The 23,760-nt window shown below is 39.5% G+C and carries 27 protein-coding genes and 3 pseudogenes; 18 read left to right on the plus strand and 12 right to left on the minus strand.

What is annotated here, in order from left to right; genetic code table 11:
- Positions 1–52 precede the first annotated feature (52 nt).
- The 5 genes and pseudogenes from MKY98_RS08430 to MKY98_RS08450 all read right to left on the minus strand — a co-directional run bounded on the left by MKY98_RS08430 (position 53) and on the right by MKY98_RS08450 (position 4,427).
- Entirely contained in the window at positions 53–682 is a 630-nt protein-coding gene (locus MKY98_RS08430; RefSeq protein ID WP_256026147.1) for a site-specific integrase, read from the minus strand.
- Between the two features lie 373 nt (positions 683–1,055).
- Complete coding sequence (locus MKY98_RS08435) at positions 1,056–1,256, minus strand: hypothetical protein (RefSeq protein WP_069012767.1); 201 nt, start codon at positions 1,254–1,256, stop codon at positions 1,056–1,058.
- A gap of 404 nt (positions 1,257–1,660) precedes the next feature.
- Positions 1,661–2,822: pseudogene (locus MKY98_RS08440) on the minus strand (IS3 family transposase).
- A 166-nt stretch (positions 2,823–2,988) separates the two neighbouring features.
- Positions 2,989–3,444, minus strand: coding sequence for an AraC family transcriptional regulator (locus MKY98_RS08445; protein WP_069012765.1), 456 nt, complete (start codon positions 3,442–3,444; stop codon positions 2,989–2,991).
- A 377-nt stretch (positions 3,445–3,821) separates the two neighbouring features.
- Positions 3,822–4,427, minus strand: coding sequence for a CPBP family intramembrane glutamic endopeptidase (locus MKY98_RS08450; RefSeq protein WP_069012764.1), 606 nt, complete (start codon positions 4,425–4,427; stop codon positions 3,822–3,824).
- Between the two features lie 230 nt (positions 4,428–4,657).
- On the opposite strand from MKY98_RS08450, the gene MKY98_RS08455 reads away from it, so the two are divergent.
- From MKY98_RS08455 to MKY98_RS27055, 5 genes and pseudogenes are all read left to right on the plus strand, one after another.
- Positions 4,658–4,879 carry a hypothetical protein gene (locus MKY98_RS08455; protein ID WP_208332473.1) on the plus strand — a complete coding sequence of 74 codons (222 nt, stop codon included), beginning with the start codon at positions 4,658–4,660 and terminating at the stop codon, positions 4,877–4,879.
- A gap of 22 nt (positions 4,880–4,901) precedes the next feature.
- The gene (locus MKY98_RS08460; RefSeq protein ID WP_069012763.1) at positions 4,902–5,192 is read left to right on the plus strand and encodes a hypothetical protein; all 291 of its coding nucleotides are present in this window, start codon (positions 4,902–4,904) and stop codon (positions 5,190–5,192) included.
- 2 nt (positions 5,193–5,194) lie between these two features.
- The gene (locus MKY98_RS08465; protein ID WP_069012762.1) at positions 5,195–5,461 is read left to right on the plus strand and encodes a phage holin family protein; all 267 of its coding nucleotides are present in this window, start codon (positions 5,195–5,197) and stop codon (positions 5,459–5,461) included.
- Positions 5,461–5,809 (plus strand): annotated as a pseudogene (locus tag MKY98_RS08470) (lysozyme); the annotation flags it as partial. The gene MKY98_RS08465 and the pseudogene MKY98_RS08470, both read left to right, overlap by 1 nt.
- A gap of 123 nt (positions 5,810–5,932) precedes the next feature.
- Positions 5,933–6,073 (plus strand): stalk domain-containing protein, encoded by a 141-nt coding sequence (locus tag MKY98_RS27055; protein ID WP_432420082.1) that lies wholly within the window; start codon positions 5,933–5,935, stop codon positions 6,071–6,073.
- Between the two features lie 95 nt (positions 6,074–6,168).
- On the opposite strand, the gene MKY98_RS08480 is transcribed toward MKY98_RS27055, so the two are convergent.
- A complete protein-coding gene (locus tag MKY98_RS08480) occupies positions 6,169–6,765 on the minus strand; it encodes a hypothetical protein (protein WP_208332475.1) in 597 nt (198 codons plus the stop codon).
- Positions 6,766–6,949: 184 nt separating this feature from the next.
- Between MKY98_RS08480 and MKY98_RS08485 the strand changes: the two genes are divergently transcribed.
- From MKY98_RS08485 to MKY98_RS08505, 5 genes and pseudogenes are all read left to right on the plus strand, one after another.
- Complete coding sequence (locus MKY98_RS08485) at positions 6,950–7,906, plus strand: DUF4238 domain-containing protein (protein ID WP_069011227.1); 957 nt, start codon at positions 6,950–6,952, stop codon at positions 7,904–7,906.
- 19 nt (positions 7,907–7,925) lie between these two features.
- The gene (locus MKY98_RS08490; protein ID WP_141695483.1) at positions 7,926–8,144 is read left to right on the plus strand and encodes a hypothetical protein; all 219 of its coding nucleotides are present in this window, start codon (positions 7,926–7,928) and stop codon (positions 8,142–8,144) included.
- Positions 8,145–8,532: 388 nt separating this feature from the next.
- On the plus strand, positions 8,533–8,859 hold the full coding sequence (locus MKY98_RS08495) for a DUF2500 family protein (RefSeq protein ID WP_069011225.1): 327 nt from the start codon (positions 8,533–8,535) through the stop codon (positions 8,857–8,859).
- A 128-nt stretch (positions 8,860–8,987) separates the two neighbouring features.
- On the plus strand, positions 8,988–9,275 hold the full coding sequence (locus MKY98_RS08500; RefSeq protein ID WP_069011224.1) for a DUF2500 family protein: 288 nt from the start codon (positions 8,988–8,990) through the stop codon (positions 9,273–9,275).
- A 46-nt stretch (positions 9,276–9,321) separates the two neighbouring features.
- A pseudogene (locus MKY98_RS08505) lies at positions 9,322–9,554 on the plus strand (hypothetical protein).
- 71 nt (positions 9,555–9,625) lie between these two features.
- Here MKY98_RS08505 and MKY98_RS08510 read toward each other — a convergent pair.
- Complete coding sequence (locus MKY98_RS08510; RefSeq protein ID WP_069011222.1) at positions 9,626–10,084, minus strand: hypothetical protein; 459 nt, start codon at positions 10,082–10,084, stop codon at positions 9,626–9,628.
- Between the two features lie 328 nt (positions 10,085–10,412).
- Between MKY98_RS08510 and MKY98_RS08515 the strand changes: the two genes are divergently transcribed.
- Both MKY98_RS08515 and MKY98_RS08520 read left to right on the plus strand, forming a co-directional pair.
- A complete protein-coding gene (locus tag MKY98_RS08515) occupies positions 10,413–10,895 on the plus strand; it encodes a hypothetical protein (protein ID WP_069011221.1) in 483 nt (160 codons plus the stop codon).
- 384 nt (positions 10,896–11,279) lie between these two features.
- Positions 11,280–11,498, plus strand: a complete 219-nt coding sequence (locus MKY98_RS08520) for a hypothetical protein (protein WP_069011220.1) — start codon at positions 11,280–11,282, stop codon at positions 11,496–11,498.
- Positions 11,499–12,150: 652 nt separating this feature from the next.
- Here MKY98_RS08520 and MKY98_RS08525 read toward each other — a convergent pair.
- Positions 12,151–13,041: a hypothetical protein gene (locus MKY98_RS08525; protein WP_245231554.1), complete on the minus strand. Its 891-nt coding sequence runs from the start codon at positions 13,039–13,041 to the stop codon at positions 12,151–12,153.
- 161 nt (positions 13,042–13,202) lie between these two features.
- On the opposite strand from MKY98_RS08525, the gene MKY98_RS08530 reads away from it, so the two are divergent.
- A complete protein-coding gene (locus MKY98_RS08530; protein ID WP_069011219.1) occupies positions 13,203–13,538 on the plus strand; it encodes a YolD-like family protein in 336 nt (111 codons plus the stop codon).
- 99 nt (positions 13,539–13,637) lie between these two features.
- On the opposite strand, the gene MKY98_RS08535 is transcribed toward MKY98_RS08530, so the two are convergent.
- Positions 13,638–14,093, minus strand: a complete 456-nt coding sequence (locus tag MKY98_RS08535) for a hypothetical protein (protein WP_069011218.1) — start codon at positions 14,091–14,093, stop codon at positions 13,638–13,640.
- The gene (locus MKY98_RS08540; protein ID WP_069011217.1) at positions 14,090–14,758 is read right to left on the minus strand and encodes a zinc-ribbon domain-containing protein; all 669 of its coding nucleotides are present in this window, start codon (positions 14,756–14,758) and stop codon (positions 14,090–14,092) included. Before MKY98_RS08540 ends, MKY98_RS08535 begins: the two co-directional genes overlap by 4 nt.
- 1,091 nt (positions 14,759–15,849) lie before the next feature.
- Here MKY98_RS08540 and MKY98_RS08545 point away from each other — a divergent pair.
- Entirely contained in the window at positions 15,850–16,212 is a 363-nt protein-coding gene (locus MKY98_RS08545) for a YmaF family protein (RefSeq protein WP_069011216.1), read from the plus strand.
- A gap of 294 nt (positions 16,213–16,506) precedes the next feature.
- On the opposite strand, the gene MKY98_RS08550 is transcribed toward MKY98_RS08545, so the two are convergent.
- The gene (locus tag MKY98_RS08550; RefSeq protein WP_029516588.1) at positions 16,507–17,346 is read right to left on the minus strand and encodes a manganese catalase family protein; all 840 of its coding nucleotides are present in this window, start codon (positions 17,344–17,346) and stop codon (positions 16,507–16,509) included.
- A gap of 206 nt (positions 17,347–17,552) precedes the next feature.
- On the opposite strand from MKY98_RS08550, the gene MKY98_RS08555 reads away from it, so the two are divergent.
- Entirely contained in the window at positions 17,553–18,407 is an 855-nt protein-coding gene (locus MKY98_RS08555; RefSeq protein ID WP_029516589.1) for a manganese catalase family protein, read from the plus strand.
- 169 nt (positions 18,408–18,576) lie between these two features.
- Here MKY98_RS08555 and MKY98_RS08560 read toward each other — a convergent pair whose 3' ends face one another.
- Positions 18,577–19,641: an HD-GYP domain-containing protein gene (locus tag MKY98_RS08560; protein WP_029516590.1), complete on the minus strand. Its 1,065-nt coding sequence runs from the start codon at positions 19,639–19,641 to the stop codon at positions 18,577–18,579.
- Positions 19,642–19,958: 317 nt separating this feature from the next.
- Between MKY98_RS08560 and MKY98_RS08565 the strand changes: the two genes are divergently transcribed.
- The 3 genes from MKY98_RS08565 (at position 19,959) to yfkAB (ending at position 23,755) form a co-directional block, all read left to right on the plus strand.
- Positions 19,959–21,413 carry a bifunctional metallophosphatase/5'-nucleotidase gene (locus MKY98_RS08565; RefSeq protein ID WP_069011215.1) on the plus strand — a complete coding sequence of 485 codons (1,455 nt, stop codon included), beginning with the start codon at positions 19,959–19,961 and terminating at the stop codon, positions 21,411–21,413.
- Positions 21,367–22,527, plus strand: a complete 1,161-nt coding sequence (locus MKY98_RS08570) for an HD-GYP domain-containing protein (protein WP_069011214.1) — start codon at positions 21,367–21,369, stop codon at positions 22,525–22,527. Before MKY98_RS08565 ends, MKY98_RS08570 begins: the two co-directional genes overlap by 47 nt.
- A 97-nt stretch (positions 22,528–22,624) precedes the next feature.
- Positions 22,625–23,755, plus strand: coding sequence for a radical SAM/CxCxxxxC motif protein YfkAB (gene yfkAB, locus MKY98_RS08575; RefSeq protein WP_069011213.1), 1,131 nt, complete (start codon positions 22,625–22,627; stop codon positions 23,753–23,755).
- Positions 23,756–23,760: the final 5 nt, after the last annotated feature.

The raw sequence follows: 23,760 nt of genomic DNA on the forward strand, positions 1-23,760 counted from the left end.
ACAGCTAAGCGTATCGGCTATTCTTGGTTTTATTTATTGGTCATGATACCGATTAGTCGAATACGCTCATTGCTTCACGCTTTCTTTCGACGTAAAGGTGCCCGTAGGTGTTGGCTGTTTGCTTGATGTCGTCGTGTCGCATCAGTTCCTTTACGAGATAGATATATACACCTTTGTTAATCAGGTAAGATGCGTAGCTGTGACGTAAGTCATGAATTCGCAGTTCAGGAAAAACGCGTTTAAAATGTTTGCGAAAGTGTGAATAGTGGTATGGGGCCACTATACCGAATACAAACATATCATTATTGAATCCGTAGTTTTTCTCTGCGGATTCTTTTTTTATGCGTTCCAGCATTTCGCCTATAAAGGCAGGAAACGGAACATAACCTACACTGCCCTTAGTTTTGGTCGTAGTGATTTTGCGTGTGATTATATCAAGTGTTTTGTTTACGTGGAGCAGATTCTTTTCAAAGTCCATATCTGACCACTTTACTGCAAGTCCTTCTCCTACTCGTAAACCCGTGTAAAACAGTAATCTAGCCAACTCCTGGTAGTGTAGATGCTCAAGACCCTTAACCCGATGGTCAAAATCCTCACGTCTTATGAAATTAATATTCGGTCGCACTCGCTGAATTGAACCGGCCGCCAGAGTAGGATCAACTTTAACCCGAACTATTTCCACGACGAAGGATTGACCCTGGCTGTATATGATCGACCGCCTGTAAAGGTTGAAATCCCTGATCCCTACCAAAGTTATTCTGCTTTTCAAGGAGGAGGTAAAGGTGAGTGAACGGACATATAAGCTATAAAAGGGCGATCAGGTTGTAATACACGGTTGCTATGAAGCCAGTAAGGAGAAGTACAAGGATAAGGTATGGACAGTAGAATCTGAGCCTTGGGACTTGGGACTTGTGTGGTTCGGAGGTTGTGCGGCTTGAAGGGTACAACGGAGGATTTGCTACGGAATATTTGAAGAGGGTTGAGGCATAACAGCCTTTACCCCCGTACTCTAAAACCCTTCAGATTTATAAAACTACTTGCAACTACCAATTCAATTATAACTGAGAGAGGTATTCTATACCTTCTGTAACTATAAAAAATCCCAAAACGATAAATATAAAGTAAGCAAAAAAGGTTAGAGCTTTTAGTGTCGTTTTTGGGATTCTTTTTTTTGCTTCTGGATCACGAGTGATTATAAAAGCTCTGAATGCAGCATAAAGCGGAATACACATAAGAAGTACTGTTAAAAAGTTCATGTTTCTCTCCTGATTTTTTGAATTTAATTTTATCAGATTTAATTGAGGTGAACAATATGTTAAATGAAGTTATAGACAATATGAGAGACAAAGTTTTAACTCGATACTTATGATGATTGGATTGTCAACAGTAAATCTGGATTACTAAGGAATATTTCTTTTAAAAATGAAAATGGGAAAGTTTTAAAGCAAGTTTCCTTGGGTGGAGGAAGTGTCCAAGAAAATCTAACTGTTAATTTAACAGGGGTTCATAAACTTGACATTGAAATAACAGGAGACGGTTTTGGCATCGTAGATTTTATTAACCCTACTATTAAATAGTAACGATCAGTCATATAAAGTTTTTTTAAGCCACCCGATGCTGGTCATACCCCTGTCAAGTAGACAGAACTAAAAAGACATCTTTAAGCGGCAACCGTTTCTCGGTATTCAATTGGGGAACGGTTGTTTAATTTTTTCTGAAATCTATTTTCATTATAAAATGAAATGTACTCCCGTACGTGTTGTTCTACCTCCGCTAGGGTTCCGGGTTTCGTTAAATAAATCTTCTCTGTTTTAAGATGGGAAAAGAAGGATTCTATACAGGCATTGTCTAGGCAATTTCCACGCCTTAAATGGCTTCCAAGCATTCCAAGCCGCTTAAGTTTGCGGTTAAACGGCTTGGAGGTATACTGAAACCCCTGGTCTGAATGGAGAATGACACCCTCCATGTTCACGTTCTTACTTAGAACGTCTAGCGTCTCGCTAACTAGAGCAAGGTCATTTCGTTCCGAAAGACGCCAAGCCACAATTTCATTGTTAAACAGATCTTGAATGACAGAGAGATATACAAACCGCTCTCCAGCTCGTATGTATGTAATATCGGTAACCAGCTTGGATAAAGGAGAATCTGCCTGACATTGTCGATCTAATCGATGGGCATTTACCACAGATGCCTGTTTGCCGAAAAAGCGCCGCTTCTTTCGAATGACGGAACGGATTCCTAATTCCTTCATTAGGCGGTACACCTTTTTGTGGTTGACCAAGATACCTTCTCTACGTAAGCAACGGTCATACGCAGATAACCAAAATAAGGGTGAATCCGGTGGATCGACAACATATGCAATTCTAGGAGCTCTTCCTCTTGCTTACGCTGCTGGGTTGTTTGCTGAGTCTTTCTCCATTTATAATATCCTGCCCGAGATACATAGGCTAATTCAAGTAACCATTTCAACGAATATCGTGTTCGCATTCCCTCAATAATTTCAAACCTTGTTTCTTTCCTCGTCACTCCTTGTGTAGATTTGGATACTGCTTTTTTAAATATTCAATCTCCGCCCGTAGATACGCCATCTCTTCTTCCATACTGGAAAATTTCGTTTTGGGTCGTCCCTGCCTTGTGGTCGTTGGCTGGAGGTTCTCCCCCGCTCGATATTTCATCACCCAGTTTTGCACTTGGGATTTATTACGAATGTCCAAGTGTTTCGTCACTTCACGAATACTCATATGTTCTTCGTTCACCAACCGGACTGCCTCCATCTTCACATCTAAGGAGTATTGCCGGAATGATTGTCCCTTTTTAGCCATGAAAAATCCCCTCCGTTCAACAAGTTAAGTCCATCTTACCAGGTGTGTTTTTTCTCTTGTCTACTAGAAGGGGATAATACCATAAACAGAGGGCTTTTACTTTTATAAAAGAGGATTAGTATTAGACTGCCTTCAATAATAGAAATAACCCTATGCCTTAATACGTTTATTGAATCGGAACGCAAATTTCGCAATAATGATTATTAATAAGTTCAACTGTATATCGCTCCAAGATAGGTCTGGTTTCATCTAAGCTGAACCTTTGATTTTCCAACTCCAGGAATATTTCAGTCCAAGCCTTTTGAACAGCTTCTGCTGTATGATTTATTTTAAAAACAGCGTATCTTCCTCCACTAATGTTGCTCAGACTTACTTCAACAGTATTAACACAGTAATCATCAGGAAGAACCAAACATGCATCGTAGCGACAATTTTTCGGCTTCACAAATGCAGGATTATCTTGGGCAATACCAAGGATAATAGACTTATCATTAAATAATTTATTAGATTCTACCCAGTATTTAAATTTCTCCATTAGTTGTGAATTTGCAATTCCATAAGGACCAATCTGTCTCATGTATACAATTCTACAAGAAGGTATTTTTTCAATTTCAGCTTTCATTTTTTCTTCTCTTTCTTTTTATAGTACATCGATGTCTGAAACCATCATATAATGCTTTAAAATTAGAAACAAATCAATTTTTAAAATAGTCAAATTGGCGCCTAGTACCCACCGTTCTTTATTCTAAGAAGGCTTGGTAAATAATTGTTTTATAGGCTTTCTTACTTAATTCAGTGCCAACTCTTTTTAATTATTTTATCGTCTTAGGATTCCGATTAGAGTTTAGATTTAAGCCTATTAGTTCAGAAAACGGCAGCCACTTTATCGGCTGCCGTCTCTTCATGTTTATTGAGTTATTGTGTCCCGTTAGCTTTATATAAATATTTATCAACGTACAAAAACATAAAGGATTGACGCACTAAAAGGAATAGGTACCTTCACTGCCTTAAATAAATAAGAATATTATAGACACTATGTGCAATCGTTGGAGCCCATATCGAAGAAGTCTTTTTATATATAAATCCAAGAATGTATCCTACGAGAAATATGGTCACATAGTTAAGAAGTGAATATCCTGAAATAATACCTATTGGAAAGTGTATCCCCATAAAAAGTATCGCTTGTATAAAGCTATATCCTTTTACCCGATGGTCTCTTAGTTTATTCATAACGAATCCCCGGAACACCACTTCTTCAGAAAATGCCGCTAATGGTGTAATGATCCATCTGATTCCTATGTCAAATCTAAAACCATTAAAGATAGTAACCTCGATTACTACCAATAATAATCCAATAATTCCGCCAGTAAATACTCCCTTGATAATATTTTGTTTTAATTTTATGTAGTCAATGATTTGTTGCAACCTTACTCGATCGATATATACGAAATAAATGAATACCAGCCCGATCCAAAAAATCAGTTTTATTAAGAATGATATCAAATAAAGATTCAAATCAGATATTTTTGGATGGAATGTTAGTTCCTTAATTGTCCAGCCTATGTAAAAAAACAATATAAAGAGAATAAGTTTACTTTTAGTCATTTTATTGTTTCCTTTAATAAATTTCAGCTGATGGTTTAATATTACCATAAATTATTCTGTAACTCTAATATCTGTAGTGATTTTAGATTCGCGTTTATTGGGGATAAATAGAACAATGTTTCCCTTTAAAATCCGCAGCGTTATAGCAACAGAAGTAATTTAAGATATGAGTATGAAAGCCTCTGATAACTCAGGGGCTTATTTGGCGTCCCAAGGAGGTGATTATAAAAGTGACAAAAATAAAATCTGCATTGGATATACAACTGGATCTAACAAGGCCGGTTGAAGAATTGACGGAGGTAATTTCTGCTGTCATTGCTTCGCAACCAGCGCGCCGGAAGGAAATACTTAAAGGATTGGATATAGCTGTAGGAAATGCACTAGCAGAGATACAGGCTCAAGAGGAAAAGGATCAGAAAACAGATGATGATAGTTCAGGAAAAGTTTCCTGAACGCAGAGACGGGGGGGACACGATGGATATTACAGTTATTTTTTCGTTAATTGCTGCGATTAGTGGGATTATTTTAGGTTGGGCCGGGCGCAGCAGGTCAATGTGGCAAGACATCATTCAAGAGGCGGGAGCGGAAGCTTTGCAGCGTGCGGATGTTGATTACATCAAGCGCGGCGTGGACGACATTCGGCTCGAACAGCGGGTGCAGGGGCAAAGGATTGATGCCTTATCCGAACGGGTTACGCGGGTTGAAGAATCAGCGAAACAGGCTCATAAACGACTTGATCGAAAAGAAGAAACGGGAGGAATTTAACAATGGATTGGAATACAGTATGGTCGTTAATCGGCCCTGAATTGTTAATCGTTGTAGCTGTTTGTTGGGTTATTGGTATAGGGATCAAGCAAACGCCTAAAGTGCCGAACTGGAGCATTGTATATATCGTCACGGGTGTTGCTGTGATCCTAACGGTCTGGATTCAAGATTGGGGGCCGCAGGCAGTCATTCAGGGCGTGCTTGCTGGAGCATTCGCCGTGTACGGGAATCAGTTGGTCAAGCAAATGAAAAAGGGGGCTGACAAGTAATGCGGAAAATATCGAAAGCGGGCCTTAGTTTAATTAAGAACTTCGAGGGTTGCCGCTTGACAGCTTATAAAGCTGTTCCGACCGAAACGTACTGGACCATAGGTTGGGGGCATTACGGACCGGACGTTAAAGCAGGTATGACCATAACACAAGCCAAGGCCGATGCTATGCTGGTGGAGGATTTATCCAAATGCGAGGCGTATGTAAACAACCCGGCCTATGTCCCGGTAACCGACCAGCTCACGCAAAGCCAGTTCGACGCGCTCACTCTGTTACAACTGCGGGGCCGGAAGTCTGAGAACACTCTGTAAAGGACGCGCGGTGGCGCAGATTGCCGCCAACATCACGAAATATAACAAGGCTGGCGGGAAGGTGTTGGCTGGTCTGACACGCCGTAGAATTGCAGAGTGGGCTCTGTTCAAAAATACTGTCGCAGACACTAGAGATTATAAGACAGTGGACAAGGTTAACGTGGTTGTAAACGGTAAGGGTATCGCTGACGTTAAGATGATCGATGGCAAAACCTATGTTCAGCTACGTGCCGTGGGCGAGGCGTGGGGCGCTACAGTGAATTGGAACGACAAAACTAATACAGCTACAGTAAGCAAATAGGTGCAAGAAGAACGTCCTAATTAACAGAAGGGCGTTCTTCTATAAAGTAAGTTATTTTTACTATATGAGCACGATTTAATAATATTTCGCTATTATTAAATCGTGCTCATATTTACTATAAAGTCACCTTTTTTCGTAATGGTAATTAATCTAGCATTTAATAATTCTCCATTTATCATCTCAATGTTTAAGTAAACATTTTTAAAAAATGAACTAAGTGTTTTTTCAAGTAGTTCGTTTAACATAACAATAAATGAGTATGAAAGAACATACCCTATGAAAATTACCATAAGAAATAACAAAAATGATTGGGAGAAAATAGATTTTTGGTTTCGATAAAATTCCAATGAAAAATTTATTATATAAAAATAGACCATTATTAGCCATAAAGTTATAATGATAAATATGTATCTTCTAGGCATTTCTATATTCTCTTTTTTAATTTTCCTTGTAGAAATTATTGTAAAAGTAATATAAATGAGAAAAGCTGATACTGTTGCTAAATAACCATTTACGTATTTTGATAAAAAGAACGATACTGCAATTATCAATACCATTGAAATGGGAATTACTGTCCAATTACTTACTTTTCTTTTTAGCTTATATCTATTCTCCATTTTTTCAATCATACTTATATTAGTATCTAAAAAGTTTGCTGCTTTAACTATTGTCCCTAAATTTGAAAAAATCATTATTATGAACCCCTCACATTGATTAAAAATGAATTAAATTAAGATTTATTTTACAAACGATTCGACAGAAAGGATGATTTTTCCTTCTAACTATACAGTAGCGTTTTCATAATTAGCAAGAGCCTCTTTATAGCTATAAAGGGGCTCCATTAGAATAATTCTGTCTAACAAGGGATGATAATTTTTGTATAACACTAAATTGAAAAGAAAACATCATTTTATTCCACAAACTCATCTTGCTAATTTTACTAAGGATGGAACTATAAATAGCCGATTGTGGGTTTTTGACTCTCTAAATAGTGGTCAGTGGGAGTCAAAAATCCGTGAAGTTGCCCACAAAAGAGATTTATATAGGGTTCATTATCCAGAAGTCAAGCCTGATATTTTTGAGGATATATTTGGAGAAATTGAAGACAAGGTAGGCCCTATAATAAGAGGTGTATGTGAAAAACTACTTATGCCGATGGGCGATGAATACATATGGTTAATGAATTATATAGCTTTGTTGGCTGAAAGAACACCTGCTCGACGCGAAGTGATTTCAAAACCTATGAAAGAGTTACAGAAACTATTTGTTGAAATGGATTCTTCCGCTTCTGAATATCATAAAACCATGATGGAAGAAACATACATGGATAATATCACCAATAAAGAACGACGTAAGGTTACATTTGAAGATGAGCATTCCATTAGGCTTGATAATAATACACATATGAAATACTTACTTACTGCGATTGATGCTATCATACCTTTTCTAATTGATAGAAACTGGAGTGTTGTTTACTGTCCTCCAACATTAGGGGATTTTATCTGTTCTGATAATCCTGTCAGCTTACATTGGGTAGAAGATAAAGATCGAGGGATATATTCTTCTCCAGGGTATGGACTTATGGGAACAGAAGTGAGCATTCCATTAAGTAGCAGAGTGATGCTTTTAGGACGCTTCGAGCAAGTCCATCCTGCTTCTGGAATTATTCCTTCAAGAAGAACGCTCGCAATTTTAAATAGCTACACAGGTATGTTTTGTGATAGGTTTATATTTTCACGTAAAAACGATTTTTTTTGGTATACTGCAAAGAATAAAATAGGGAATATAAGAGATTTCAAACAGATAGTAAAAGAAGAAGCTGAATCCAAATAAGGAATATGAGGAAGAGGAAGTGGAATTGTTTATGAATATAGCTGGGTTAATTTTAAATATGTTAGGTACTGTGATAATGGCAATTGATGTGTTATGTGTAGATCCGCAAGCAGGAACATACGCTGATTTAACAGATGGAAAGAAGAAGGCATATAAAAGTAGAAAATTTGCAATTGTAGGATTGTTATTTATATTTCTGGGTTTCTTACTTCAATTTTTTGTTGAAGTATCAAAATAAGATGTAATTGAGATATTATGTCAGATAAGTAGTTATTGAGTATCTCGTTGAAGGATTGTCTAAACATTCACCGAATCATTATTTGAGGTTAACAGCATGAAACATACATATAAGATATTTGCAAAATAACCCAAATCGATTATACTCTCCATATAAATCCGAAAGCATCGGTGATACCCTGCTGGCATACGCTGGTGGGGGGTTTTTCTGTTTGCCGTTGGAAGGATATCAAATTAAACAGTTCAATTTCCGATATTATATTTAGTAATGCAGTGTATAATTTTATAAATCATACAGGGATTTTAAATATGAAACTTATAAACTGTAATAATGTAAAGGAATAATATAACATTTAGATCTTGAGTATGTTAGGAGGAAGTGTTTATATATGGGAGAACAAGCTATTTTGTGGATTTTTGTTATCGGTGCTTTTTCTGTTTTTTGTATAATACCGATTATAATGCAAACATGGGAAGACATCGACAACAAAAAGAAACCTATTGTGACCCGTGTGGCTAAGGTACTTGATAAGCGAATGTACCAAAAGGAAGACAGTTCGATTAGATACTACTATTTTACCTGTGAATTTGAAGATGGAGAAAGAGGAGAATTTGAAGCACCTGAATCTGAATACGGAGTAACTATTGTTGGAGATAGAGTTATTGTACTTCAGCAAGGTACATTTTCAAAGGTCGAGAGAGTTGTTGGCAATTAATAAGCATTGAGGTTCTACTTGCGTACTGATAACAACACATCTTGAAGCGCCGTGGCACCCTATTGGCTAAGTTGGTGGGGTGTTTTTATGTTATGGAATACTATATAATTTTGAGGAGTGAATAAAATATGCTCGAAGCGTTTCAAATTTTTCTTACCATGATCGGTTTAATATTAGTTGTTTTTGTGCCTATTATAATATCTTCAAACCGAGAACATGCTAGAAATTTAAAACAACCCAAAATTGAACGAATCGCAAAAATAATTGATAAACGAGTAGACTGGGTGGAGAATTCTTCAACAAAAAAATATTTTATTACATGCCAATTTGAAGGATCGGATCGGAAAGAAGTCAGAGTACAGGAAAATGAATATGGCATTTTAATCGTTGGAGATGAGGTTAAAGTAATAACCTAAGGTACTTCAGAAAAGGTGGAACGTATTACAACATGAGGTGATCAGCATGAACCAAACATATAAAGTGTTAAAGTCGGATATAGAATTATTTGCAGCTGCATTAAGCCAGGTAAAGGTGTACGTTGTTCAGTCATTGGGAGAGGATTTGATATCGGTTATAGACTATGGTGGCACTATAGAAAAGTTTTCGACTGATTCGGTTAAGATTGCCGAGCTTATTACATACGGAACCAGTTTGAACTTAGAGTAGATGTGAAAGAGGATTCCAACGGTATATAGCCGATAGAGTCCTTCTCTGTTTTATGTGAGGCGGATGTATATGAAGCCACTTAGTAATTTCTGTACATTAATTAGAACTGTCTTGCGCTTATATTGAGGTCCATCTGGGAACCGTCTTGGGTGTAAATGTATACACTATATGAGTTTTTACTTTGGGAATAAATTTGCAAGGTCTTTTGACTACCAGGTGAAACCGAAGTGTCTATAGAGGTGCTAGAACCTGCTTTCTTAATCTCTACATAAACTGTTGAACTTCCATTATCTTTAACGAACACATTGGCGTCTTCTCCATTCTCAGGGATCATGGTGAAGGTTTTCTCAAATGCTCCTTTTCCAGTGTGATGTATCGGATTAATCAATTGAACATCAAAAGGAGTAATAACATGCCCGTCCTGATTCTCAGTATTTTCAATCACTTTAATGAAACCATTATCAGTTTGATTTGCTGAAATTGAATCCTGTGCAAAAGCAGCAGGGCTTAGTGACAGAAGCAATGATGTGGCGATACCAAAACTCATTAATCTTTTCAAATTAAATCACTTCTTTCTATAATTTAACTACAAAAATAATTATAATTAATCTGCACATCTGTGTACATAGTCACTAAGTACCATTAAATGATGTTGTTATGTGAATCAACTGGGGGGATAGTTTGATTTATCTATATATAGTAAAAAGCTCTGCTAACCTTAATTGGTCAGCAGAGCCTTTTTCGTTGATCAGTTTGAATTTAGAGTGACGCGAAAAAGGCACTTAATCAAATGTGTATTTTTCATGTCAGACAAAACTCCCCTTACTTTGACAGTTATTAAGCTGTATGTTTATTGATGAAGATTAAAAGAAGGAGGGGACAGAAAAATGAGTATGAAATTAGGAAGGAAAGCTACTTTATGTTTTTCCACAATCGCTCTCTTGTTTTCAGTTATCGCTCCGCTGTCAGCTTCTGCAGATGCAGCAACTGTAACGCTTGACACTTACAAAAAATCTTCAAATCAAGAATTAGTTTTATCACAATCGGTAATTTTTAAAGATGACACGGCATATACAGATGTATCTATTATAGGGAAAAGAGTGAAATTTTCAATTAATGGTTTAGAAAATCCTTTTAATGCTAATTATTATAATCGTTTGGCCTGGACAAGTGATGAAAATACACCGAGTATAGAAAATACGTTATCAGTAAAAATTGCCCCAAAAACAGGGAGTCTTTACGGTTCCTCCAGCTATGAGAACCTTTCTCTGATAAAACAAAAAATCACCTCTGATTCAAAAGTATATGGATGGATTCAATTAGAATCAAAAGAGTGGGCTAAAGCAGGATCAGCTATAATTAAATATTAAAAAATCCTTAACGTTTGAAGTAAGTGAATACTCTAGATAAATTGAAAAGCTCTGCTAACCTTAATTGGTCGGCAGAGCTTTTTTCGTTGATCAGTTTGAATTTAGAGTAGATGTGACAAAGGACTCCGCTGGTATGTAACTAGTATGGAGTCCTTTGTTGTTTATTATTTTATTCCAATCTTAAAGGTATATAGTCTTAACGGTTGCTGAATGGTCCTCTATTAATATAGTGGTTGTTGTTATCATAAAACGGGGGTTTATTATATGTATAATTTTATAAAAAATTGAAAAGTTATCTGTTCTTTTGTCTAAAACCCCATTACATACTATATTTATGATACGATTCGTGTGTTACATAAATTCAATTAATTGGAGGGATTTATTATGAAAAAATTATTATCTGTTGCCGTTACGTCTATTCTAGCTGTCACCATGGTGACCCCAGCTTTTGCTTCTGAAGTTAGTCATGCTGTAGTTCCAGCCTCAACAGACGCAACATACAACATAAAATCTGTAACTCCATTTGCTGAGCCGGTAACAAAGATGTCTACAGAGAAGCAGAATCAAAAGCATCGCTTCAATCAATTTACTATTACACGTTAAATGGTGTGAACAGCTATACTATATCAGATGAGGCATTCAATATTTCCGGAGGAAATGTAAATATTACATTAGTTCAATATTTAGAAGATAGTCGTTACAATCCTGTTGTTAGCTACCAATTAGTGGGGTGGGGAAATAATAGTCATGAGCAAATAATTTCAGTTCCAGGGACATTTACTAATCTGAATACAACAAGAACTTTTTACAATGTTAAGCCAGGAACATATAAGTTAAGAATCGGTAATGTGGGAGAACTAAGTCCTTTATGGGGAAATGGATATCTTACTTATTGATTTTTAAGTATGTGAAAAGTTTCTTTAACTATGAAATACCTCGTGGAACATATCAGAGGCGATTGAAAAAGTCCCTTTGTTGCAAAAGGTAAAGTTACTCATGAAAAATGAGGAGTCTGTACCTTTTTTCTGCCAACAGCATAGAACCCTGAGATAAAGACAGGAAGGCGCACAGAGGACATAAAGGCGGGGCTACTGGCTTTGGAACAAGACAACAATATTGCATGGGATAACAAGAGCGATACCCGCCACATCATGATAATAGAGGGCTGGGATCGCGATCAAAAGATCGTTACGCCTCCTGGCTGCAAATAGGTACTATACAGAATAAAACAACCCCGGATTGCTCCGGGGTTGTTTTATTCGAGACCAAATTGTGCTTTTGCTTGTAGTTTGTTGCCTTGGAATGTGAAAACGGCATTTGCACCAGGTCCGACTTCACCTTTATACGAATACATTACAGTATAAAATTCGTCTCCTTTTTCACCAACCTCTGAAACAGCCTCACCGGGACCACCGATAATTTTCGCAACTTCCTCATAAGTCATTCCATTTTTAATGTTGTTATATTTAGCTTTGGTAATAATTCCGAGGTTTGGCGATTCTGCTACTGTCCGACCCTCTATTTTTCCGTTATATAGTTTCCAATGGGCTTCTCCCTTAACACCACGGGAACCAAGTTCACCCTTAAAGGTAACTATATCCCCCTGGTTAAGACCATTTAATTCTGAACGATCTGAAACTTTTACAACAATAACATCCCCGAGTTTTTTCTTTTCAGCGCTAATATCTGACCATGATTCACCGTTGTAATCTGCTGGTTTACCATAGACATAAAGGCTGCTTGATCCAGCTTCAATAACAACGCCTGACCATGAAACAACTTGATTTCTTACACTGTCGAATGCTTCCCCTTGCTTGGATACTGGCAATGCAAAGAGAGCAGATGAAAACTTATCAAAAGGAAGCGATGTGTCAATCAATGTTTTTTTAGCATCAGTCTGTCCCTTTTGAACTGGTTCAGTAGTAACTTCGTTCCCTTTAACAGGTGTGGTAGCTACCGGTTTGGAATTAGTTTCGGTTGGTTTCTGAGTGTCAGCGACTGATATTCCAATAATAAATACTAGGAAAGCACCTAAACCAAAGAGAAACATTTTCTTAGCCTTGCCGTTCTTTTTTATTAAAGCTATAGCCCACAAAACAAAAAACACAAAAAAAGCCAGCAAAGCAATCACAGCAATTGCAGTCATTACATAACCCCTATCTATTGGTAATGTTATAGTAAAATTAGTATATATGACCTAGGAATAATTTTCTAGAACAAAAGTCTTAGAAGTAGAAAACAAAAGCCCTTGTAAGGAACATACGTTCGGGATATAATTTGAACATATTACATCAGGAGGCTACATACATGTCTAAAAAACTAGAAGATAACGGATTATGGGAAAGCAGTCGCATTATCATACCAGAGCATAAAGAGGCTTATCTGAAGCTAATGAAAGACCGTCAGCGGCGCGGTAAACCGGAGTTGGATGACCAAGAGGTACAATTAATCGAGCATGCTCTAATAGAGTCTTACAATTCACGTCAGCCTGTGACAGTGGTTGTTTTCAGTCCGTTTGACGATGCGGAGTTAACAGGTGTGGTTACATCAATAAACACCGCTAGACGTGAAGTAAAACTATTTCGTGATGAGGATGATTTTAGTTGGATTAAGCTAGAGGATATTATATCAGCTATTGTATAGTCCCCTAAAAAGGAACGGGCTCACTGAGCCTTCTTCGAACAATGGATTTTTGAGCAGTAAAAAGAGCCTTCGATTTCTCCCGAAGACTCCGCATGTGGACTAATCTTGAATTGCTGTTACGACTCCATTTTCGAAATAGATGTACTTGTAATGATCATAGACCCATTGTTCGTTTACACCGTAAGTAGTAGTGTTCTTATTAATATGTTTGGGTAGTCCCCATTTTGAATAAGTTACTTCCTGTTCAGACATACCAATTTGGGGAGCGAGTTTTTCGGGCGGGATATCCTCGTAATATCCAATCTTGGTGAAGGTGTTGACTCCAAGGCTTTCATCCTTTGAAATAAGCTTGTCATTCTTTAGGTAATAAATTGTGCCGTTATCAGCATGTAATTCTGTACCAATTAGGATAACAGGCCAGGTATAAGTGCTTTCATCTTGAGAATTAAAGGAGAGTACCTTGGTTACTTCTCCATTTTTAAAAGTCAGTTTCTCGTAACCTGATTCATCTTCCCAAATGCCTTGAAAGCTATTATACAAAGAAGCTTGAGTCAAATATTGTATTGAGTCCTGATAGTCTTTACTTGCATGAATAATTCTTTTGCTTCACGAAAGTTATACGCCCTAAATTGTTTAACTCCTTCCCGATAATTCGCTTCTCTCAGTAAATTAGAGGAATCTTTATAATCTTGGATTGGTTCAAGTAATTCAATTGCCGAAGCGTAGTTACCTTGGGAGGAATTTTGCTTTGCCAGTAAGTATATTGATTCTGTTTTTAGCTTGACACTATCTTTGTAGTTGACTAAATTGATAAACAATTCAATAGCCTTTTCGTATTCTTTATTTTTTAGAAGGTGTTGTGCCTTTAGATAATTTGTTTCATTAATCAACTCATCGGAATCTTTGTACCCATCCAAATTGGTGAAGGTGGCTTGAGTTGCTTTGTCAAATTCACCGTTATTCATTAATGACTTGGCCTGAATATAACTGATATAGGGAGCTGCGATTAAAAAGCCTACGATAATAAGGCATAAAATAAGAAATGGAGCAATTGAGATAATAATTTTCTTTCTATAGCTGATCTCTTTAGGAATCGGACCATCATTCCTAATTTCGGATGTTTTTTCTTGCGGTGCTGTATTGATAGTTACTTCCCTTCCGCAATAATTACAGAAGGCGCTTCCTTTGGGTATTTCTTTCCCACATTTATCACAGAGCATTCTTTTTTACTCCTGCCTTTCCTGGAACTCTGCTGCTTCATAAAAAGTAGTCTATCAAACATAGGAATATTTTTCTAGGTCTAATTACATGAGAAGAATTCGGATAACCTGTCTATAAATAAATCTAACGAGGTGATGCATAGATGCATATTGAATTTATTACATCTGATTCTACTGATATTACGAGCCGCTTGTTATGAGTATAATTATAAAAAATATGGAAGTGTACAGCGTGACAGGCGTTATGTAAGAATTTCAACGGAAGAACAGACGTGCAAGATCATCTGGAAAGATCATCGTTTGAAATTGCTGACCAATGATGATGTTACAAAATACTTGATAATGATTTTTAGGGAATTTCTTAGAGACATTCTTAGTAAAACAATAATGGCTACTGGAGTATGAAAATAGCTTATTTCTAGAGTCAGGTGATCAATATTGAAAGGAGGTTGTTTTAACCGCCCTTGTGAATTCGGAAAGTAGTTTGCGTAAATACATAGTAGAAATGACTACAGGCCGACGAGCTGCTTTGGTTCTGGGTGGGGGGCAAGTCTAACAGTTGTCCTAAAGGAGGTATTGGATGAGGAAAAGAAAGGCGAATGTTAATCGCCAAAGAAACATCATATATAATAGAAGAAAAAATTTAGGCTTTCGGTAAAATGTGATACCATCCATGATACCGAAAGCTTTGAAGACTAAAGAAAAATCGTTAATTTAGCTGTGCGCACAAATACATACATCCTGTAATTAAGCGGATTCTCGTTTCGTTTGCACCTAATCCAAATCGAGATGGAAGGCAGTATCGGTTAAAATCCATTAACCCTTGGTGTCACGAGTTTTTGAAGTAATCTTAAGCTTGTTAAATCCGAGTCATGCCGATTTTATGCCGACTCGGATTTCCTGCTAGTATAGGAGACGAACTTTTTAAGTTCGTCTTCTTTTGTTTTTTCTGTGATACCTAAGTCCATAAGCCTTCTTTCTACTACAAAAAAAAAATTATGCTTAGGACTGCAGATAGTTGCCTAGCACTTATGTATGTTTGCTTAATAGGATGTTGTGAGTGACATAAACATAAGGAGGCATGCCAACAGATGCAGAAGAACAGAGCTGGAGTGAAGAAGAAAACCCTCTCTTCTAAGCAGACACAGAGACATGTACATGAATTTGAAGGTAGCACCAAACTGGCCGAAGAAGGTGCAGACCGACATAACCACCGCTTTGCAGGTGTTACTGGGCAAGCGATTCGAGTTGGAAGAAGTCATGTCCATGAAATTGATCTTACCAAAACTGATTTCGTGAACCATTTTCATAATCTGAGAAGGATTAGAACAGGGCCCGCTATTCCAGTCGGAAATGGTAAGCATGTACATTTTGTTACGGGCCAAACTACATTAAATGATGGTCATGTACACCAGTTTAATTTTGCAACATTGATTCAGGCACCTCTTATTTAATGAACGGTGGTTTGACCGAAGCTGAGGTAACACAAATGATTGTTATAGACATCTGCTCATACAGAATGAGAGCATCGTCTTTGAAATCAAAAAGCTCTGCTAACCATAATTGGTCGGCAGGGCTTTTAGACTTACATTAATTCTGTACTTCATGATTTATGATCGGCTATGATTTTATGCCTTATGATAAGCCGCCTTATTCGAATATTAAGTATATATTTTTTGTAACATTTTTATGGTCAGTGTCACCAATAAGCAATTCTTTAATGTTGGGACAGCTTGTCTGCCACTTGTTTATTTATCTGAAGTTTTATGGTCTAAGTCATGATGTAACTCGGTTGCTGGTATTTTGGCATTATAGATTTGTCCTTTGGCAACTGGTTTTGAGATGTATACATAGCTCCCGGTTCCATCCGGCGCACTTCCTGTTGCCCACAAACCTTCACTAGATTCTTCGCCCTCAGACAAATTCCAAAACTCATAAGCTTCAGGCTGAGACTCTTGCTCTGCCTCAGGAGGAAAAGAAGCCGGGACCACAACACCGTTTTTCTCTTCTAATTCTTGGATTGCCGCCATCCACTGATACTGGTGATAGCGGTCACGCGCTAGCATTTTCCGTAGTGTAGCTCTGACGCTTTCATCTTGTGTCATATGATATAGCCTTGCTACCTGCAATCGACCCTGACTCTCTGCGTGCAAATTGGATCGCATATCCGCCAAAAGGTTGCCACTTGCGACGATATAAGAACCGTTCCATGGAACTCCATTTGAATTAGTAGGCAATCCGCCTAGACCGCTGACTAGCAAGTGCTGCGGGTTAATTCCCCCCATTATGGCAGCTGTAACAGGGTCTTTTGCAGCTTGTTCTTGATCTTCTGGTTTAGCTCCATCAAGTAGTTGACTAATTAAAGCACACAGCATCTCCACATGCCCTACTTCTTCAGTTCCAATATCCATTAACATATCTTTGTATTTTTCATCACCGCGACAGTTAAACCCTTGAAATAAATATTGCATCATCACGGTCATTTCTCCAAATTGCCCTCCCAAAACTTCTTGTACCTGCCGGGCAAAAAGAGGATCAGGGCGCTCTACTTTCACTTCAAACTGCAACTCTTTTTGATGTCTAAACATATTTACTCCTCCTATAGCTAAAGCAGCTTAGTGAATTCTAACTGTACTTAACCTTTTCAAGATGTAATAAAACGAGGAGCGGCATCACAACAATCTGATACGGGTCTTTATATTTAACTTTCTGTTTGTTTGGTTTGTATATAAATTATTAAAGAGGGAAGCCTATGTTTCACTTTAAAATGAAGAGTCTAAGGAGGGGATTTGAATTGTATTTTTATAAAGAAGATTTAATTAACTTAATAGTACCCGATAAGCCCGATCCCGCTGCTGCTAAAGTGATTCAAGAAGTGTTAGGTGGTCGATTCGGAGAAATGCGTACTATGATGCAGTTTTTCTTTCAAAGTAATAATTTTCGTGGTAATGCTGTGCAGTACAGGGATTTGATACGAGGAGTTTTTCTAGAGGAGCTTAGTCATGTTGAACTGGTCCAACATACTATAAATCAACTTCTGACTGGCTCAGGCGCAGACCAAGCCGGCGATGCGGGAATGGATCATGCTCCTTTAGATGAGGCGATAAAACACGCAAATCCTCATCATTTTATTATGGGAGCCCAAAGTTCCTTACCTGTTGATGCAAGTGGGAATCCTTGGCTAGGTAGTTATGTTTATTCCCACGGGAATCTGGTTAGTGATTTGCTTGATAATCTCGTACTCGAATCTACAGGGGTTCTGCAAAAATCCCGAATTTACGAAATGAGCTCGAACAAAACATTCCGGGAAACGTTGGCTTTTTTGATTGTGAGGGATAATGCTCATCAAAACGCGTTTGCCAAAGCATTAGAGACACTTGGAGTTGATTGGGGAAAATTGTTCCCGGTTCCAAATTACGATATTAACAAGTATCCAGAATGCCGGAAGTATGTTGAGATGGGCTTTCACAATGCGCAGTTTAATTTTCGATTGGATTCTACCCGTATTGGGGAAATATTCAATGGGCAAACTCCAAGTAGAAACGGTGGGGATTTGAGTGTAATAGATCCTCCTGAGGGTTTTCCTCTTCCGTATATGCCCGAATTGCCTAATGAACATAGTCCAGGGCTACACGATCTTACCACTTAGGATTAAACCATAAATAAAGATAGTAACAAGGTTAATATCCGTAACTTAAAAAGAGGCTGTCCTTCGTAGAAGAACCTACGAATCAAGGACAGTCTCTTTTTATTCGCGTAGTCTGTGTTTCGGCAAAACATTTCGTTCCACCGAAGTAACGCCGGGAGGCAGTAGCGGATCAGGATTCCAAATAAATTTCATCAATGGATACATGGCGTTCCCTAGACAAATCTACATATTCATCATCGTTAATTCTTACTAAGGGTCTGAAGTAATCAGCAGGATTGTTCAGAATGATCGTTCCTGTCTGACCTGTAGTCAACAGAACCTGCTTATTAATGAAATTAGGAAGCATGTGTCTGATGAACACTTGGGTAGCTTCTGGGTTTAGATGTCCAAAACTCATGCTGTGCAGCTCGCGTAATACGGTGAGTAGCTCCTGCTTCGTCTGATACACACGATTGGAAATCATCGCGCTATACACGTCGGCAATAGCTGTTATGCTGGCAAAAGGATGAATTTCTTCCTTGAACAGACCATGGGGATATCCACTTCCATCTTCACGCTCATGATGCTGTAAGGCGACAATTGCAGAAATCTCATCGCTGGTTGAATTGCGAATAATATCATAGCCATATAGCGAATGTTTCTTCATTTCATGAAATTCTTCAGGTGTCAGTTTATCTGGTTTGTTCAAAATTTCATCGGGTATCATGGACTTGCCTATATCATGTAAATATCCAGCTTTACCGGCGGCATATGCTTCTTCTTCCGTATATCCAAGCCATGTGGCAATGTAATATGACAGTACGCCTACTTGGAGAGAATGATTATAGGTATAGTGATCTCCCCGTTCCATAATTAACAGCAGAGATACGACATCTTTTTGACGAGCCAGCTCTGAAACGAGAGGGCCGAACAGCTCATCAACTCGATATTCATCAAATTTGCCAGTTGAGGAAGCTTCGAGAAACATGCTTTCAAAGCCACTGATCGTCTGCTCCATGAGAGGAACGGCACGTTTGAGGGACTCGGGCGAAGCTGGAACATCGGGGGCAAAGTCAACCGGAATGCTCGCAGAACCGGCATCAATGTCGATATAATCGACACCGTGCATAATGAGCTTGGAAATATCGTCATGCTGTAGCTCGGTGCCCTGAACCATGACAGGCACACCGTGCCCATTGTATGTATCGGATTTGAGGCGATCTCCTGGCTTGGCATCGGTAACGTGTACTCTCATGCGCTAACCTCCTTATTGTCGTAAATTTGTCGAAAATACGAAACAAACTTAATATATCAAGAATTATATGGGATGACAACGACTAATTTACTATTATTCCAAGCTGTAAAATAGGTCCCAGGAACCCGATTCCTATCAGATACCTACAGTAGATAACGACAATACTTTTCACTATGTTTGTAATATGAGATTGCCCAGAGACTACAGCGAAGCTTAAGGACTATGTCTACCCATATGTACCATATTGCTAAATAACATGATATGCTTAAACATTAGAAGCTCCAAAGTCGATATATAAAATATAGAGGAGGGCGGTTATGGAGATGACGACTCGGCAAACGTTGACCATTTTGCATACCAATGATATCCATAGTCATTTTGGCAGTATGCCTTCGATAGCCGCGATGATTAATGAACGAAGAGCTGCATTAGGGGATGCGCTACTTGTGCTTGACATAGGAGACCACATGGACCGGATGGCCCCCGAAACGGAAGGAACGCTAGGTGGGGCAAATGTGGATGTGATGAATCTAACAGGATATGATGCCATTACGATCGGTAACAATGAGGGACTGACTTTTACCCCGGATATGATTGAACAGGCATATGCGGGCATTCATTGTCCGGTCATATGTGGCAATATGACTGAGTGTGCCACAGGGATGAGTCCTGCGTGGATGAAGGAATCCCTTATCGTAGACAAAGCAGGAATCAAGGTCGGTTTACTCGGTGTGACGGCTCCTTTTGTAGAGTATTATCAATTGCTGGGCTGGGATGTGCTCAATCCGTTTGATGTGCTGGGGAAGCAGATCGCGGCACTGAGAAAGCAGGTTGATGTTTTGGTCGTGATGTCGCACCTGGGTCTACCTTCCGATAAAAAGTTAGCGTCGCAATTTCCTGAGATTGACGTTATCCTTGGAGGTCACACCCATCACGTGCTGGAGGAACCGCTTTGGATCGGGAAAACAGCTTTATGTGGGGCGGGTAAGTTCGGAACGCTGCTGGGTGAAGTGACGCTAAGTCGTAACAATAGCCTCGAACCGTTTCGAGTCACGTCAGGCGGTGTAGTTCCTGTGGATCTGACAATACTGGACGAAAAAGTGGCATCGGCCATTGTGGTGCATCGCAGACAAGCAGAGCGCGCCATGGAGAGCACGGTTGCTGTGACGGATCGGAAACTGGAGATCGCATATGATCAGGAATCCCCTTTCGGGAATATGCTGGCACAATCAGTGTCCCATTTTACAGGAACAGAAATTGCCCTCGTCAATGCGGGACAACTGCTCGGCCCATTACCTCAAGGGGATATCAGTAAAGGAATCCTGCATTCCTTATGCCCTTCACCGATTAATGCCTGTGTTATGAAGTTGCGGGGGAGCGATATTCGGTTGGCGCTGGAGCAGTCTTTGCTGCCTGAATTTGCGGACAAGCCTATGACGGGCTTTGGCTTCAGAGGCAAAGTGCTTGGTACGATGTGTGTGGAAGGCTTGGCTATTCAGTATGACCCTGGCCGTGCTCCTTATGAAAAAGTAACGGACATTCGTGTAGCAGGTCAACCTCTGGAAGAGCATGAGGAATACACAGTGGGCACGTTGGATATGTTCACTTTCAAAGCAGGTTATGAGGTGCTTGCGAACGGAACAGATCTCCGATTTATGCTTCCAGAATTTTTACGGGATTTGATTGAAATGGAGTTGAAGCGTCCGGGCGCGATGGAAGAATGTTTTGCAGCTAGGTGGCTTCAGGTATCAAAACAATCGGGAGAGGATTAAGCTGCGACTGGTACCTGTTACATTATTGAGAGCCGGCATGAAGCTGGGCAAAAAAATATACAATGAAAATGGAATGGTGCTGCTCTCGGAAGGTGTTGAGCTTACTTCGCGATTGATTGAACGTCTAGGCCAAGTCGGTATTGGATATGTATACATTGAGGATGCTGTGACAGAAGATATCGTCATTCCTGAGATGATCCATGAACAGACAAGGGCGGCGGCGCTACAGGAAATCAAAAAGCAATTTCAAGGGTTGTCATCCTACTCCGTAGATCATAAGCACAAATATTTTGGCAAGTCATTTTATAAGGTGATGGAATCTATTCTGGACGATATTGGAGGCCGGCAGGACGCCGTCATTATGTTGATGGATATTGGGGCCGCAGATCAGGATTTGTATCATCATTCTTTGAACGTATGTCTATATTCACTTGTACTGGGAATTTCCAACGGCTACGATAACAATCAGCTGATGGAGTTGGGAATAGGTTCACTACTGCACGATATCGGTAAAATGAAAATTTCACCTCAAGTACTCTATAAGCCGGGCAAATTGACCGACGAGGAATATGAGCATATGAAAACACACACGGTGATCGGCTACAAGCTGCTTAAAGACGAACCTGGAATTCCCTTGTTGTCGGCTCATTGTGCATTACAGCATCATGAGCGTATTGACGGCAGCGGATACCCACACGGTTGGAAAAAGGACCAGATCCACGAATATGCGAAATGGATCGGCCTGGCAGACTCGTACGACGCAATGACAGCAAGTCGGATATATAAGCAGGCTTTGTTGCCTTATGAGGCGATGGAAGTGCTGTACGCCGGGGCAGGAACGTTATATGAGCAGCGAATGCTAGAAGCCTTTCGTGACTGTGTGGCTATTTACCCCTTGGGACTCTCTGTGGTGCTCAACACGGGGGAAGAGGGGGTCGTGGTGCGTATACATTCCAAAATCCCGCAAAGACCCGTCATTCGCATTGTAAGGGACCGGGATGGGCAGGAAGTGAAAGCACCTTATGATGTGGATTTGTCCATATCCCTCTCGGTTATGATTACAAATACATTGGGTGCTACTGTGGCCCCTTTCGGAGGAGTACACGTAGATTAGCAGATGATGTGGAAGAAAGCATGCAGACACTTTACACATCATGATATGATAATTATACGTCTTTTGAGGTTAATAACAGAAATAAGGTGAAAACATAATGACAGTTCTACAAAATAACACGCTACCCCAAATATCGCCAACCTATGATCCGTGGGACCCGATTGTCTCATTGCGTACACATGGTCGTCATTTGCTTACGAGTGTGGAAATGACCGTAACGCATCTGTGTAATATGCGCTGTGAGCATTGCGCTGTTGGCGACATGCTGGTTATGAAGGAGGCCCCTTTCCTTCCGTTAGACCTAATGCTGAAGCGTCTGGATGAAGTCGAGCATCTGGAGACCATCAGTATTACAGGCGGGGAACCTGCTTTGCTCGATAAAACAGTGGATGAAGTGATCGTTCCACTGTTGAAATACGCCAAAGAGCGCGGTATTCGCTCGCAAATCAACTCCAATCTGACGTTAGATATTCGCAGATATGAGAAGATGCTTCCTTATCTAGATGTGATGCATATTTCGTTTAACTATTTGAATGCGGACGATTTTTATGAAGTGGGTTTTGCAAATACAGGCCGGCCGACCCCACGTGCGGGTGCTGTTCGCCTGTATGAAAAAATGATCGAGAATGCCTGCAGATTAAGTGAAATGGGAATGTTCATTTCAGCTGAATCCATGATTAATTATCGGACACACACGAAGCTGGAGGGCATTCATCAGTTGATCAACGAAATGGGATGCCGACGGCATGAGGTTCATCCAATGTATGCGTCAAATTTTGCCTCTGCTTTGCCTGTGCTTTCACTCGACGACATGCGGAACTCTATCCATAAGCTGCTGGATGTACGTAATCAGGACATGTGGATGTTGTTTGGCACATTACCGTTCTTTGCTTGTTCGGACCGGGAAGAAGACCGCAAACTGCTTCGCCGCTTGCGTCAGGAACCGAATATTACGGTGCGTAATGATCCAGACGGAAGAAACCGTGTGAATGTGAATATGTTCACGGGTAGCGTGTATGTGACGGATTTTGCAGACATTCCGGCTTTTGGCAACATTCAGGAAGACGGTCTGGACGATATTTTTGGTGAATGGCTGAATGAGCATCCGCTGAATCAGACTGTGAACTGTCATTGTGATGCCGCTGCCTGTTGTGGACCGAACCTGCTCGTAGCGGATATGTACTACAAAGGAATAGACTTTAAATCAAGAAAAGCATTACAACTATAGAAATG

Origin of the sequence: Paenibacillus sp. FSL M8-0228, from assembly GCF_038007385.1 — a bacterium.
Taxonomy (GTDB): domain Bacteria; phylum Bacillota; class Bacilli; order Paenibacillales; family Paenibacillaceae; genus Paenibacillus; species Paenibacillus polymyxa_D.